Source organism: Variovorax sp. Root411 (assembly GCF_001425205.1).
GTDB lineage: Bacteria > Pseudomonadota > Gammaproteobacteria > Burkholderiales > Burkholderiaceae_C > Variovorax.
On sequence record NZ_LMDW01000015.1, the window covers coordinates 268285 to 282738 of the forward strand.

Sequence of the window (14454 nt, forward strand, 5' to 3'; positions counted from 1 at the left end):
CGCCCCGATGCTCACGGCGCGGGCGCATCGCCCGCAGGCTCCTCGAGCCAGCGATTGAACGCCGCGGGAAAGGCGATGCGGAAACGCTCGGCCTGGGCCCGCGCTTCGTCTTCGCGCCCAAGCAACTCGGCGCTTTCGATCAGCTTGATGATGACGCGTGGCTCCGGTGAAAAGTGCAGCGTGCGTTCGGCGAGCGCGTACATGCCGGCCGCGTTGGCAGGGGTCACCGTCGTGAGCGTCAGTTCGGCAAAACCCACCTGGCGCCCGAAGAGCCACGAGCCTCGCAGCTTGGCGAGCGTGTCGTCCTCGTACGCCGGCAGGCGCTCGCTGCGAGGCATGTAGATCTGGCTGATGCGGATGTAGTCCCAGCCTGCGTACACGACGATCGCCATGAGCGCTGCCGCAGCGAAGGCAGACACCCGCGGCGCCTTTGAAAATCGCACGGACGTCCGACCCGGCCACAGCATGCCGAGGCACAGGCCGAACACCAACTGGAACGGCCCGTACCAGAGCGGGTACTCGAGCAGGCTGTGCAGCACGATCATGGCCAGCACGCCCCATGCCATCAGGCGCGCCGGATCGCGCTCGCGCCACGGCTTGGCGGCAAGCACCATCCAGACGAAGCCGCCGCAGATCAGCACCGCCGCGGGAATGCCGAGCTCCACGGCCAGGTGCAGCGGCAGGTTGTGGGCGTTGTCCAGGATTTCGGAGAATCGCGGGCCTGGGTACAGCGTGCTGTAGTGGGCAAAGCTCAGCTCGCCCCAGCCCCAGCCCGTCCACGGACGCTCGGCAATCAGCGAAAGCACGTTGTGCCAGAGGATCAGGCGGCTGTGGTCGTCGGGCGCGCCCTTCTCGAGGCGCTGCAACATTCCTTCCACCCCGCCGCCAGCCACCAGGTGCGGCAGCACCCAGCAGATGGCGAAATAGAGCGGGATCGCGGCCAACAACGCCATCGGGGGCGGCAAGCTGAAAACACGCGGGCCGGCCGACCCAGGAACACTCCGGCGCTCCCTCCAGGCGATGACACTCGCCACGCCGACGATCGACAGCAGTTGCAGCAAACCCGTCCGCGAGGTGGATGCCGCCTGGGCCACCAGCAACAGCAAGGCGGCAACCACCAGCCCGCGCCGTGTGCGCGGCGAGGCCTGCGTGGCGTAGAGCCACAGCGCCGCGACGAGCGCCATGCTGATCAACGTGGCGAACTGATTGCGCTGCCTCAGATTGCCGTAGGCCTGGCCCAGCGGGGGCGAGGTGGTCCAGGGGGCCAAGGGTTCGGCGAGGCCGTAGTACTGGAGCAGGCCGAGGACGGCGCTGACGAGACCGGCGGCCAGAATCCCCCACGCCAGGGCGCCAGAAGCGGCGGCGGCACTCGACATGCGCGCACCCACCAGCGCCGCCATTGCGATAACCGCCATCGCGGCGCAGGCGGGGACCCAATAGCCCGGCACTTCGCCTCGAAAAAGCACGATGCATACAGCGCAGAGCATCAGCCAGCACAGCACGCCGCCGCTCGGCGTCTTTTCCCTCGCGTCTCCCAAGAGCAACAAGAAGGCAACGCAGGCCCACGCGCAAAGCAGCTGCCAGACATTGACGGACGGACCGGCCACCCACGGAAACAAGAAAGGAAGGGCGATCAGCGCCGCGCTGAGGGAGGGCATCGGCGGAATTGTGCAATGTCGAGGCGCACGCACCTTTAACGGTCTCGCAACAAATATTTCCGAGCGGTTGCCCGGGGCCGACGAGCGGCACGCGCGCCTCCGGAGGCCTGCGGCATCATCGCAGGTCACATTTAGCCACATTCCGGCACGTTTACTCACATTTAGCCGCGTCCGCGCCCTGCCCCGATGAACTCCTTGTCTCGCCACGTCCGAAACGTTCGCCGCGTTGCCGGCTTCACGCTGGTCGAAGTGCTGGTGTCCATCGTCGTCCTCTCGTTCGGCCTGCTCGGCATGGTCGGTCTTCAGGCTGGATCGCTGCAGGCCAACCGCGACGCGCGGCTGCAATCGACGGCCGTGGTGCTCGCTCGCGAACTCGCGGAAATGATGCGTGGCAACAAGGATCAGGCGCTGCTCGCCACCAGCCCCTATCTGATCGGCGAGATCTCGTCCAACCCGTTGGTGCCTCCCACCGCGTCCTACTGCCTGGCGATCGGCCAGAACTGCGGCACCGACAAGGCTGCCGTCGCACAGGCCGAACTCACCGACTGGCTGGCGCGTGTGAGCGATGCGCTGCCGGGTGCTCGAGTAAGCATTTGCCGCGACACAGCCCCCTTCGCCTCGGACGGCACAGCGCAATGGACCTGCACCTCGACCGACAACACCGACCCGATCCTCGTCAAGATCGGCTGGAGCCGTCCGTCATTGAAGACGGGGGATACGACAGTCCAGCAGGCGTCGGATCGACCTTCCGTCGTTCTTCCGGTCACGCCTGGGAGCACGCTGTGAGCGCCACTCCACACCGCCGCGCCATTCGCGGCCTGACATTGATCGAACTGCTTGTCGCGATGGCGGTGGGCCTGGTAGTAGTGCTGGCGGCCGTGTCCGCCCTGACCGTGGCCCGCCGCGGCTTCACCACGGTCGATGCCGCTTCGCAACTGCGCGACAACGGCCGGTTCGCGGCGGACATGATCCAGCGCATCGGCGTGCAGACCGGCTACCGGGACGTGTTCTTTGCGGCGACCCCCCGCCAGCCCACAACGACCGATCCGGCGCCGAGCATCATGGGCTTCAACAACGCCAAGGTGAACCTGACCAGCCCGCTGACCTCGTCCACCGCGCGACCCGCGACGGAGGCGGGCACGGGCAGCGACGTACTCATCATGCGTTACCAGCCGGCCCAGATCCACACCATGACAGTCAGCTCGACAGACGCTGACAAGACCATGATCGATTGCGCCGGCAACGCCCCGGCGACGGTGGCGGACATCAACACCACCGCGGCACGCGACGCGCTGATGGCCAGCGTCTTCTCTATCGGCGTCAACCAAGGCGAGCCCACGCTCATGTGCACGTACTACGACTCGGCCACGAGCGCATGGTTGTCGAGCCCCATTGTGCAGGGCGTCGAGAATTTCCAGGTGCTGTACGGGGTCGATGGCGTGACGGCGGGAACAGCGACGGCGGCGGGCGCGGCGTCGCCCAACGTGCCGAACGCCTATCTGCGTGCGGACCAGATCGGTGTGAGCGGCAACAGCACCGCAACCAACGCGAACTGGCGCCGGGTGCGCAGCGTGCGCATCGGCATGGTGCTGCGTAGCGCGAAGGGCGCCGCCCAGGATTCGCAAACGCAGACTTTCTATCCGTTCGGCCCTACCAAGGGCAGCGCAACCGGTACGACCGGCAGCGCCTTCGCAGACGCCACGAACGATCCGGGCACGGTCTTCCAGCCCACGCCGGACGGGCGGCTGCGCCAGACATTGACCTTCACGATCCACCTGCGCAACGACCAGGGGCTCTGACATGAAACACACACTTCCCCCTCGTCCCATCGACCAGCGCGGCGTATCGCTGATCATTGTTCTGTTGCTACTGGTGATCGTGTCGATCCTTGGCGTGGGCGCAGCGCAGATCGCGACCATGGGCGAGCGCAGTTCCCGGAATGACCGAGACATGCAGGTGGCCTGGCAGTCGGCCGAAGCCGCCCTGATGGATGCCGAGTTCGACATCCACGGCCCGAATACCTCCTCCGCCAACCGCCGGGCTGTGTTCACCAACATGGCCAACACCAACGCTTTCGTCAGCGGCTGTGGCAGCTCTGGCACCAGCAAGGGCCTGTGCACGCTCGAAACGACCGCGCAGCCCGCCTGGCTGTCCGTCGATTTCACCGCGACGAACAGCGCCAAGACAGCCGCTTACGGCGATTTCACGGGACGCAGCTTTCCGGCCGGCACCACCGGCATCCAGCCCGTCAAGGCGCCGCGCTACGTGATCGAGCCGATCGAAGACCCAGCCAACCGCGACATCACGGGCTCGACAACCAGCTACATCTACCGCGTGACGGCCATGGGCTTCGGCCCCCGGGCCGACATCCAGGGTGTCGTCCAGATCATCTATCGCGACTGAAGCGAACCGCCTTCCATGAAATCGTCCAACTCCAAATCCCGACCCTGGTTCGCGCGTCCGCGCACGCTGGCATGGCTCGCCTTTCCGGTAGTGGCCGCGACGCTTGCGCTGTCCTTTGCGGCCATCTCCAGCACGGCGCCCAACATCAAGGCCATTGCGCTGGCCAGCGACCCGCTGTATGCCACCACGTCCGGCGACAAGCCGGTGCTGGCGCTCGCGCTGTCGGTGGAGTATCCGACCGTGGGCGCGCAGTACACGCCCGGCGGCGACTCCGACAACACGTACAGCAATCTCACCGAATACATCGGCTACTACGACGCAAACGCCTGCTATTCGTACAACAACGCGCCCACCGAGACGCCAGCCACCGGCCTCTCGGCCGCCGACTACAAGCGCTTCGACCGCATCCTGACGAACACGCGCACCGACCGCAAATGCGATGACGGCTTCAGCGGCAACTTCCTGAACTGGGCCAGCAGTTCGGCCATCGACATGCTGCGGCTGGCCCTGTCGGGTGGCGATCGCTATATCGACAATACCGACCTGACCATCCTGCAGCGTGCCGTGCTCCCTAACGGCGATCCGATCTGCATGTGGAACTCCACCAATTTCCCCGCCAAGCAGTTGACGCGAAATGGCGGCGGCGCCGGAAGCTACTGGGGAGCAGTGCCGCAAAGCATGGTGAGTGCGGCAGGCACCAATGACATCTGGGTGGCCAACACCTTGAACCGGATCTACTTCGGAACCGCCAAGGCCGGAAGTTGCACCGACACGAGCGGCTATCGCCTCAGCACAACCTCGGCAGGCTCGGCCGTCGGCCCGGTGACTGACTACACGCGAAAGAAGCCAAACGACGTATCGAACACCAGTTGTGCTGCTGAAGGAGGCACGTGCGCATTTACGGGCGTCCAGGAAGTCTGGTACGGCAGCGACAAGTCCTGGAAGGTGGCGCCAGTTTCCAACGGCGTGGCTTGCACCAATGCGGTTTTCGGCGACCCCATCTCCGGCACAGTCAAGGCTTGCTACACGCGGCCCTATACCGGAAGCTGGACCCCCCCTGGTTCGACCAATGGCCTCAACAGCGATGGATTCTTCTATTCGCGCGTCAAGGTCTGCGAGAAGAACGCTGCGGGCAACCTGATCGACAGTCGCGACTACACCTTCTGCACCAAGTACCCCAGCGGCAACTTCAAGCCGACCGGCACGGTTCAGAAGTACAGCGACCAATTGCGCCTCTCTGCATTCGGCTACCTGCTCGACCAGACCAACAGTGCCGCCACCCCGGCGGGACGCTACGGCGGCGTGCTGCGCGCACCTATGAAATACGTTGGTGCCAAGACCTACGACACCAACGGCATCGAGAACACGCCGACCGGCGGCAATGCCGCGGCCGAGTGGGACGCGACGACCGGCGTCTTTGCCGCCAACCCCGACAGCAGCACGCTGACGGGTACCAACGCCGGCTTCGGAGTGAGCGGCGTCATCAACTACCTGAACAAATTCGGACGCACCGGGGTGGCCGGCCGATACAAGATTTACGACCCGGTCAGCGAGCTCTACTACGAGTCGTTGCGCTACCTGCAGGGCTTGCAGCCGAGCGATATCGCTGTGAGCAACCTGACAGCGGCCATGTACGACGGGTACCCGGTGTTCACCACCTGGAACGACCCCTATGGCGATGGCCGCACGAGTTCGGGCAACTATTCGTGCCTGAAGAGCAACATCGTGGTCATCGGCGACATCAACACGCACGATGGCAGCCGCTACCCAGCTGCCGATGTGGCGGCCAACATTCCAAACCTGGCCACCTGGACGACCGCGGCCCAGAACTTCGAGAAAGGCGTGGACACCACCTATCTCGACGGGCAGAAAGTCCAGCAGCACACCACCGGCAACCCCAGCACCAACACCAATCCACGCGGCGAAGCGATCATCGGTTACTCGTACTGGGCACATACGCACGACATCCGCGGCACTGACTGGACTGCCCAGACCAGCATGCAGCGCCCCGGCCTGCGCGTGAAGAGCTTCTTCTTCGACGTGAACGAATACGGCGACCAGAACAACGACGCCACCCGCCGCAACCGCAACCAGTTCTTCACATCGGCAAAGTACGGCGGCTTCGAATCGGATCCAGCGAACAGCGGTAGCAAGCCCTTCAACACCTTCGGCAACCCCTTCAAGCGGCAAGACGGCACGGTCGATGCCAACGTCTGGCAAGACAGCGTGCGTACGGGCGAGGCCAGCACCTATTACCTGCAGAGCAGTGCGCGCAGCGTGCTGAGCGCGTTCGACAGCATCTTCAGCCGGGCCTCCACTTCCGCGCGCAGCATTGCCGGCAGTGCGGTGCAGTCCAAGTCGCTGCAGACGAGCAACTCGGTCTACCAAGGTGCCTTCGACACCAGCGACTGGAGCGGCGACCTGCTGGCCCAGCCGATCACGATCACCAGTGGCAGCGTTAGCATTTCACCTACGGCCACCTGGTCTGCCTCGTCGCGCCTGTCCCAGCTTTCCGCGCCGGCAACCTCGCGGAACATCGTCGTCGGGCGTCCAGGCAACGCGGTGCCCAAAGCCAGTACGTTCCTGTGGGGCTCGCTGACCACCGCCCAGCAAACCGACCTGAACAAGATCACGCCCTCGGCCACCGCCGATGCGCTGGGCTCCGACCGCGTGAGCTACCTGCGCGGCAGCAACGCCCTGGAAGGATCGCCGTTCCGGCGCCGCAACAACAAGCTGCTGGGCGACATCATCAATTCGGGCGTCGTGTACTCGGGGGCACCGGCCAACAACATCAACTCCAGCACGTACGCGGCGTTCAGGACGGCCAACCTCAGCCGCACCGCGGCCGTGTTCGTGGGCGCCAACGACGGCATGCTGCACGCCTTCAACGCCGGCACGGGCGACGAACTGTTCGGCTACATCCCGAGCTGGATGACGCCCAAGCTGGCAGCGCTCACCGACGCGAACTACGTGTCGAACCACCAGAGCTATGTCGATGGGCCCCCAGTGGTTGCAGAAGCGCAAGTGGGCTCCGCCGGCACCGCCGCCGACTGGAAGACGGTGCTGGTGTCGGGCACCGGCGCAGGCGGGCGCGGCGTGTTCGCGCTCGACGTGACCGACCCGACTTCTTTCAGCGCAAGCAACGTGATGTGGGAGTTCACGCAGGACGACGACGTGGACATGGGCTTCGTGGTTGGCCAGCCGCAGATTCTCAAGATGCGCACCAGCGCACCGACGGCCACCACGGCGACCTACAAGTGGTTTGCAGTGGTGGCGAGCGGCGTCAACAACTACACGAAGGTCAACTCGGCCAACAACTACAGCACCGGGAATCCCGCGTTGTTCCTGCTCGACCTGTCGAAGGCGCCCGAGGCTGCCTGGACCCTTGGCAGCAACTACTACAAGGTGGCGCTGCCCTTCAACGCCACGCTGGCCGTTACCAAACCCACCGGCGTGCTGAACTTCAAGGCGGCCATCGCGACCGGCGGCAACCGTGAAGTGGCGCAGATCTATGCGGGCGACCTGCACGGCAACATGTGGAAGCTCGACTTCCGCAGCCACGGCACCTCCGAGTGGAACATGGCGAACCTGTCGGCCTTCAAGAATGCCAGCAGCAGCAACGCGCCCTATCCGCTCTTCGTTGCCAAGGACAGCGCGGGCAACGTGCAGCCGATCAGCATGGCCCCCGCGCTGGTGGCTGCGACGAACAACGTCAACGCGATCCAGGTGGCGTTCGGCACCGGCAAATATCTGGAAACGGACGACCGGTCATCGACGGCACAGAACTCGTTCTACGTGGTGTACGACGACGGCACCACCGTTGCCGATGCCACGCCCATTGGCAGCGGGGCCATCAGCGGGCGCGCGCGCCTCAAGGCGGCCAGCATCGACTCTTCTTCGGGCGCAATCACCATGCCCAGCTTCACCTGGGGCCGAGCCACAAGCGACCTCACGACGTCGTCGACCGTGAGTTCGGGTTGGTACATGGACTACGCCCTCAGCACCGAACGCCAGGTCAGCGGGGCATTGTTGACGGGCAGCACGCTGGTCTTCGGCAGCCTGATTCCCGGCACCTCGGGCGGCGCGGCCGCTTGCGGCGTGAGCGGCGGCAGCGGCAATTCGTACATCGTCGACGTGGACACCGGTAGTGGAACCCGGAGTGCATCGACCGTGGGCATCATGGGACAGCCATTGGTGATCGAAGTGGCCTCCTCGATCGAGAGCATCAGCGACAGCACGGGCCGGCGCAAGAAGAAGATCACCAGCCAGACCATTGCTCAAGGCTCCGGCGGTGTCGGCAACGCCGCGGGTGGACCGGGGAACACCGGGCAGACGAGCGTCATCATCACTGCCGGACGACTGAGCTGGCGGCAGATCAACAACTACCTGGACCTGAAGCGCGGATCGTGAATATGACCAACATCAAGAGACGCGCGTCGGTGCGTGGCTTCACGCTGATCGAGTTGATGATCGTCGTGGCTGTCATCGGAATCCTGGCGGCCATTGCATATCCGGCATACACCGATTCAGTGCTGAAAGGAAGACGGACACAGGCACGCACCGCGCTGCTGGAACTCATGCAGCAGCAGGAGCGATACATGACGCAGCGCAATACCTATTTGAAATTTGACAATATCTCGGGAACCACGACCCCTGCTACGGCGGCAGGTACCTTCAAGGTTTTTTCAGGAGATACCACTGCAAATACGGCGTACTGGCTTTCTGCAGATGTGTGTTCGAGCACCCAACCGATCACCGAGTGCGTCAAGCTCACAGCAACGCCAACACGCACTGATGCCACCGTGGGACCACTCAGCCTGACCAGTACCGGCGTAAAGACATGCAGCCTTGCCTCGACGGATGCCAAGTTCAGGCTGTGCTGGCCATGAGGACACTTGGCCAACGCCGGACTGCCGGCTTCACGCTCATTGAATTGATGGTGACGATCGCCATTGCTGCAACATTGCTCGTTATTGGCATACCAAGCTTTGTTGCCTTTCAGCGAAATTCAGAGCTCACGTCGGCGACCAATTCTTTCGTTGCTGCGCTGGGGGCCGCACGGGGAGAGGCAATGAAGCGCGGCCGACAGGCAGTCGTGGTCCCCCGCACGGGCAACGACTGGGCGACGGGCTGGACTGTTTTTGTCGACACCGACAACGACCAGCAGTTCGACGGATCGGACGTCCTTATCGTCCAGCAAGGCGCGTTGGCCAGCTACTTCTCGACAACGGGGCAAGGAACCGCACAGAACAGCCCAGCTTACATCATGTTCAACCCGTCGGGCTACACCCAGACCAGCGGGTCGGTTTTTCAGTCGGCCACATTGAAGATCGAACGCAACGACATTTCGGGCACTGCGAAGACACAGCAAACACGGATCGTCGTGATTGCAAAAACGGGGCGAGCACGAGCTTGCCAGCCCGCGACAGATACGACTTGTACAACGTCCGCGACTGAGTAGTGACGAGATTGGCGGAATTTCGCGAACGAGAACTAAACCACGCCTTTCGCGAAATCTCGCACCAACGATGCATAGTCCGAAAAGGCGTTGGCTTGGCATACAAGAGCCCCGCTGCGCCCGATCCGCACGATGCCCATGAAGCTCTGCTCAAGATGGACGGCCTGTTCGCCGGCATGTATGAGGCCAACGTCAAGGGCGAGCGTCCCAGCATCGCGCCGGAGAAGCTGCTGCGCGCAATGCTCTTGCAGATCTTCTTCAGCGTTCGCTCGGAGCGCCAACTCATGGAGCAGACCCAATACAACCTCCTGTATCGCTGGTTCATTGGCCTGGCCATGGACGATGCGGTCTGGGTTCCCAGCGTCTTCACCAAGAACCGCGAGCGACTGATTGCGCACGACGCCGTCATCGAACTGTTCAACCACATCGTGGAGACCGCGGATCGCAAGGGCTGGCTGTCGGGTGAGCACTTCAGTGTCGACGGCACCCTCATCCAGGCATGGGCTAGTCATCGCAGCTTCGTATGCAAGGATGGCGGCAGTGACGATGACAAGGGTGGAGATGGCACCACCACCGACACGAGTAGCCCAACCAGCTTCAAGGGCCAGAGCCGGAGCAATGACACCCACGCCTCGTGCACCGACGCCGATGCGCGGCTGTATCGCAAGGGCAAGACCGCCAGTGAATTGCGCTACATGGGCCATACCCTCTCGGACAACCGCCATGGCCTGATTGCCAATGCCATGGTCACCACGCCGATGGCTATGCCGAGCGGGAAGCGGCCAAGGTCATGATCAACGCGGCTTGCGAGGCGGCGCGCGATGACACGATCAGCATCACGCTGGGCGCGGACAAGGGCTATGACGCGCAGGAGTTCGTCGATGCATGCCGGGACATGGGAGTGATCCCGCACGTGGCCCGGAACACGTCTGGGCGGCGCTCGGCAGTGCCCGATGTCATTGCTGCCAGCGAGGGCTACGCCCTGTCGCAGCAAAAGCGCAAGCTCATCGAGCAGGGCTTCGGCTGGGCCAAGACGGTGGGAGGAATTCGTCAGGTGATGGTGCGCGGCCTCACGCGCGTGGACCACTTGTTCGTGCTGACGATGACGGCCTACAACTTGACGCGCATGCGCTCCCTGGGACAAATCCGTCCGCAAGCGCTCTGAGGCACACCTCCCCAAAAGCGCTTCACCAATCAGCGAAAGTGGATCCGGAATTCGCCGCCCGACGCGCCTGTGAAAGCCCTCCTCGCCGCCGACGAGGAGGGCTCGCTTCGGCGGGGAGTATTTCATCAGCCTGCTCTAGGTCAGTCTGCCAAATAGCGATGAGTCGGCAGTGAAGGACATACAAAATCCGTTGACTTGGCTTTCTCCAAAATTTCGTTCAGTTGCCCCAAGTAGGTGGGAAAGAGCACTCTATACCCAGTCATATAAAGAGCTCCATGGTCTGTGTATAAACCGGACGCCGTATTGAAATAGGAGCGAACATATTCATCATTATGGTGAATTGTGACCACTCTTTTTGGAGCAAATACCTCAGGGCATTTGTCTTCGATCAAATCGAATATCCCATCATTCGCACGGCTCTTCTTTACTGCTTCATCCTTTTCAATCGATGATGTTTTTGCGAGCTTACAGAAAGCAAATACGTAGTCCTCATTGATGCTCGGCTCAGGCGACCAGCTATGGATTTTCCTATTGAAAGGTAACCCCCCGTACTCGCAGGCGGTCGAAGCCGGCTCCCGCTCGGTCTTCAACCCATAAGGCGCCAATTTTTCATTCAGGATTTTCAGGCGCGCAACGGAAATTTGCGTCTTCTCTGAAGCATTAAATTGCCCTATAGCATAGAGAACGTACAAGTTGCTGTTGTACCTTTGAATCAAGGAATTTAAGCGCGCTGGCATTTCAGCGCCGTTGGCCACCGTGTGCATGCCGTTGATCGTTGCCATACCCGATTCAGGATGCAATGACGGAACGATGGCCGAGAACGATAACGTGTCTGTCGAAATTATCCCGGCGGGTTGATCCGTAACTGCGCGGGGCAATTGAAAGTTGAGCCACGATGATTCCCATGCGACCGGTGTCCATCGATAAGCTCCGTGAACGAGATGCATATACACCTGCAGAGAGAGCACTACTCCAAGTGTGATGCGCGCAAACCTCATACCGCCCAAGTGAACCGCAGCGAGCCCAAGCAGCGGTCCCACTAGAAGCCACAGCGAAAACGCATACCGCCCAATACGGGACGTCGTGCCCCAAAGCAGGAAAGACACTAGCGCGAAGGCGACTATGGTTAATGCAGGCGTCCAAATTGCGCCTTGGCGCGCCGACAAAGTGTTGTGTGCCGAAACTTGCGAACTGCCCTTGAGCAATCTGCGCGAGCGCCATAGGCCTAGGCATGTACCGGCTACGGCAAGTAGCACAAGCGCTGACGGGCGGACGTCCGGAGACACAGCTTCACTGTAGATCCAACTTTGCACGCGCAGCATGTCGAATGGCAGGAAAAAGAGTCCCGACAAACCGCTCCCGAGAAAGCGAAAGTCGCGATTGTTGACAAAGGAAAATTCAGGAGCCCTGAATATTGCATTGAAAAATGGAAAGACCGGACTTCCAAATTCTTGCCAAAGGCGAACAGACCAAAATCCATGAACGATCAAAAAAGCTGTCGCTGCGGCCACCGCGTAAAAGCCAAATTGCCTTACGAGAGAAACAAACGAAACACGACGCTCAAAAACAGCACGGGCCACAAAGAGAACCGCAAATGCAATTGCAAAAATAGCATTTGTCAATTTTATTCCAGTTGCAATCCCTGAACAAAACCCAACGAGGACAGCCTGTCGTTCGATGCGAGAATCGCCATGCACTAAAACACGGAGGCCCAACAAGATGAAGATGGAACCAAACGGATCATTAAACGACGAACCGTTCGCCTGCAAATATGGCGGGGCAACCATTGCCAGCAAGCATATTACGTAAATTAGCGCTCGACTGTCTTCGGCTTGTTTAGATAATAGCTTTTCTGCAATGCCTCCAACAATAACCACATTCAGAAAATGAAAGGCAGAAAGTATCAACCCAATGAGTAGCGCAGGCCAACCCCATTTAACCATCAAGTAAAATGGGACGTAGGCAATCGGATTCAAATAGGATTGAATGCTGCCCGCAAAGTAATCTTGATTCCAACGATTACCCAATAGCAAAGCGGGGCCATAGAAGTGATAATTTAGTAGATCCCAATTGTAATCTTTACCAGCAAGATAACAAAAAACCAGATTCAGTGCGCACAACGAAATCCAGTGCCCGATCGAAAGTCGATTGCGCATAGTTTTATTTAAAGGATAAATTAAAAAAGGCCCCAAGAGGGGCCTTTTATCATTTTCGACGCAATTTCAAACTTGCTCCACGAAGCGGAGCTCAGCATTTTTAGAATTGGCCGCGGCAGGATCCAGGAAGATACTTCGCCGGAACATCGGTGCCGTCGCCAGTGTTTCCGCAACGCCAGCCGTAAATGGTCTTTTGAACGTCGGTATTGGCCAGCGCAGTTGTGGCGTTTGCCATGGGGCGCATAGTGACCTTTTTGCCAGAGGCATCCTTCAGATCGGCGGCAGTGGCCGCAGTGATCGTAATCAAACCCGTATTGTCAGTCACGATCGATGCGACGTATTTGCTGGCAGCAGTAGATGCTTCGCAACCCCACTCGCCTGCTGCGGGGAGAGTGCTGCCCACCGTGCTCTGCACGGTTTCCGTAATACTCGTGCGGCAAGAAGATGCCGACAAGATCAGTTCCGAAAGTTTCGCACGAATGGTGTAGTCCTGATAGGCAGGTAGAGCCACGGCGGCCAGAATACCGATGATCGCCACAACGATCATCAATTCGATAAGGGTGAAACCCTTTTGCACGTTACGTGCGATGGAACGACGGTTCATTCACTAACTCCAGGTTGGTTGGTTGTTACGCCCGGGAACCTGCCCGGAGCGAGGTATCTTCCGCAGCATCCATGCCACCCGTTCGCGGGGCTCCCAGCTGACCGAACCCGTCACCTTCGCGCACTTCAGCGTTACACCATGTGACACAACTTGCTTCAAGATGCTACACATGATGACAATTTTGTCATGTCCGTGCGCCACCAAAGTCAGAAGGTCAGCACCCCACCCGCCTTCAACCACCGTATATCCCGCTGCGCCAACCCCGCCACCTGCTCGACCGCCAGCGTCTCGATCTGGCTCATGATCTCGTCCGTTTCGGCAGGCTTGGTATGCGTGATGTAAATGGGGTACTGCTTCCCCGGCTCGATATGCGCCAGCTCATCGGCCAGCACCGCAGGCGACAGATGCAGGCTGCGCTCGGCCAGCGCCTGTTCCCGGCTGCTGAAGGCCGTTTCAATCACCAGCATCGCCACGTCGATAGCGTTCACGCGCTCCCAGAACGGCGCGTTGCGCTCGGTGTCGCCGCTGAAAACCCAGTGGGCGCCGCCGTCGGCCCGCCGCACGGCGAAGCCGCAGGCCGGCACCGTATGGACCGCGGGCAGCACCTCGACGAGCTTGGGCTCGCGGCTCCCCAGCTGCAGCTTCTGCCCCACCGCGATGTCGTGAAAGCTCACGAAGGGCGCCTCGGCGCTGGGAATGCTCTCGAAATTCGGCCAGATGACGTTGTTGAACACATGTGTGCGCAGCGCGTCGATGGTGGCGCGCAACGCATGCACGCGCAGGGGTCGGGCGCGGCGGCCGCCGACGGCGTCGAGCATCAGAGGCAGGGCGGCGATGTGATCGAGGTGGCTGTGGGTGAGCACGACGTCGTCGATGCGGGCCATCTCTTCGAGCGTGAGGTCGCCGACGCCGGTGCCCGCATCGACGAGCAGGTCCGTGTCGACCAGAAACGAGGTGGTGCGGCAGTCTTTGGCGATGGCGCCCGAGCAACCCAGCACACGAACCTGCAT

General features: G+C 61.3%; 10 protein-coding genes and 1 pseudogene. 7 read left to right on the forward strand and 4 right to left on the reverse strand.

Translation table 11 applies throughout. From position 1 onward, the window contains the following. Positions 1 to 11 precede the first annotated feature (11 nt). Positions 12 to 1658: a PglL family O-oligosaccharyltransferase gene (locus tag ASC92_RS15340; RefSeq protein ID WP_056517066.1), complete on the reverse strand. Its 1647-nt coding sequence runs from the start codon at positions 1656 to 1658 to the stop codon at positions 12 to 14. Between the two features lie 186 nt (positions 1659 to 1844). Between ASC92_RS15340 and pilV the strand changes: the two genes are divergently transcribed. The 7 genes and pseudogenes from pilV to ASC92_RS15375 form a co-directional block, all read left to right on the forward strand. Next, the gene (gene pilV / locus ASC92_RS15345; protein ID WP_056517069.1) at positions 1845 to 2444 is read left to right on the forward strand and encodes a type IV pilus modification protein PilV; all 600 of its coding nucleotides are present in this window, start codon (positions 1845 to 1847) and stop codon (positions 2442 to 2444) included. Next, positions 2441 to 3457, forward strand: a complete 1017-nt coding sequence (locus ASC92_RS15350) for a PilW family protein (protein WP_056517072.1) — start codon at positions 2441 to 2443, stop codon at positions 3455 to 3457. Before pilV ends, ASC92_RS15350 begins: the two co-directional genes overlap by 4 nt. 1 nt (position 3458) lies before the next feature. Then, positions 3459 to 4061: a PilX N-terminal domain-containing pilus assembly protein gene (locus ASC92_RS15355; protein WP_056517074.1), complete on the forward strand. Its 603-nt coding sequence runs from the start codon at positions 3459 to 3461 to the stop codon at positions 4059 to 4061. A 15-nt stretch (positions 4062 to 4076) separates the two neighbouring features. After that, a complete protein-coding gene (locus ASC92_RS15360; RefSeq protein ID WP_082519602.1) occupies positions 4077 to 8471 on the forward strand; it encodes a pilus assembly protein in 4395 nt (1464 codons plus the stop codon). A 2-nt stretch (positions 8472 to 8473) separates the two neighbouring features. Further along, entirely contained in the window at positions 8474 to 8950 is a 477-nt protein-coding gene (locus tag ASC92_RS15365; protein WP_056517079.1) for a type IV pilin protein, read from the forward strand. Next, entirely contained in the window at positions 8947 to 9522 is a 576-nt protein-coding gene (locus ASC92_RS15370; protein ID WP_157609064.1) for a GspH/FimT family pseudopilin, read from the forward strand. Before ASC92_RS15365 ends, ASC92_RS15370 begins: the two co-directional genes overlap by 4 nt. A gap of 108 nt (positions 9523 to 9630) precedes the next feature. Beyond that, a pseudogene (locus ASC92_RS15375) lies at positions 9631 to 10684 on the forward strand (IS5 family transposase); the annotation flags it as partial. A 140-nt stretch (positions 10685 to 10824) separates the two neighbouring features. Here the strand turns inward: ASC92_RS15375 and ASC92_RS28630 are convergent. The 3 genes from ASC92_RS28630 to ASC92_RS15385 form a co-directional block, all read right to left on the reverse strand. Continuing rightward, the gene (locus ASC92_RS28630; protein WP_157609065.1) at positions 10825 to 12840 is read right to left on the reverse strand and encodes a hypothetical protein; all 2016 of its coding nucleotides are present in this window, start codon (positions 12838 to 12840) and stop codon (positions 10825 to 10827) included. A 100-nt stretch (positions 12841 to 12940) separates the two neighbouring features. Next, complete coding sequence (locus ASC92_RS15380; protein WP_056517087.1) at positions 12941 to 13444, reverse strand: pilin; 504 nt, start codon at positions 13442 to 13444, stop codon at positions 12941 to 12943. A 206-nt stretch (positions 13445 to 13650) separates the two neighbouring features. Further along, on the reverse strand, positions 13651 to 14454 hold the full coding sequence (locus tag ASC92_RS15385; RefSeq protein WP_056517090.1) for a 3',5'-cyclic-nucleotide phosphodiesterase: 804 nt from the start codon (positions 14452 to 14454) through the stop codon (positions 13651 to 13653).

What these genes read in the sequence shown, in the direction of transcription:
- ASC92_RS15370 (WP_157609064.1), top strand. Translation starts at nt 8,947, where the DNA reads ATGAGGACACTTGGCCAACGCCGGACTGCCGGCTTCACGCTCATTGAA.
- ASC92_RS15340 (WP_056517066.1), bottom strand. Translation starts at nt 1,658, where the DNA reads ATGCCCTCCCTCAGCGCGGCGCTGATCGCCCTTCCTTTCTTGTTTCCG.
- ASC92_RS15380 (WP_056517087.1), bottom strand. Translation starts at nt 13,444, where the DNA reads ATGAACCGTCGTTCCATCGCACGTAACGTGCAAAAGGGTTTCACCCTT.
- pilV (WP_056517069.1), top strand. Translation starts at nt 1,845, where the DNA reads ATGAACTCCTTGTCTCGCCACGTCCGAAACGTTCGCCGCGTTGCCGGC.
- ASC92_RS28630 (WP_157609065.1), bottom strand. Translation starts at nt 12,840, where the DNA reads ATGCGCAATCGACTTTCGATCGGGCACTGGATTTCGTTGTGCGCACTG.
- ASC92_RS15355 (WP_056517074.1), top strand. Translation starts at nt 3,459, where the DNA reads ATGAAACACACACTTCCCCCTCGTCCCATCGACCAGCGCGGCGTATCG.
- ASC92_RS15365 (WP_056517079.1), top strand. Translation starts at nt 8,474, where the DNA reads ATGACCAACATCAAGAGACGCGCGTCGGTGCGTGGCTTCACGCTGATC.
- ASC92_RS15360 (WP_082519602.1), top strand. Translation starts at nt 4,077, where the DNA reads ATGAAATCGTCCAACTCCAAATCCCGACCCTGGTTCGCGCGTCCGCGC.
- ASC92_RS15385 (WP_056517090.1), bottom strand. Translation starts at nt 14,454, where the DNA reads ATGCAGGTTCGTGTGCTGGGTTGCTCGGGCGCCATCGCCAAAGACTGC.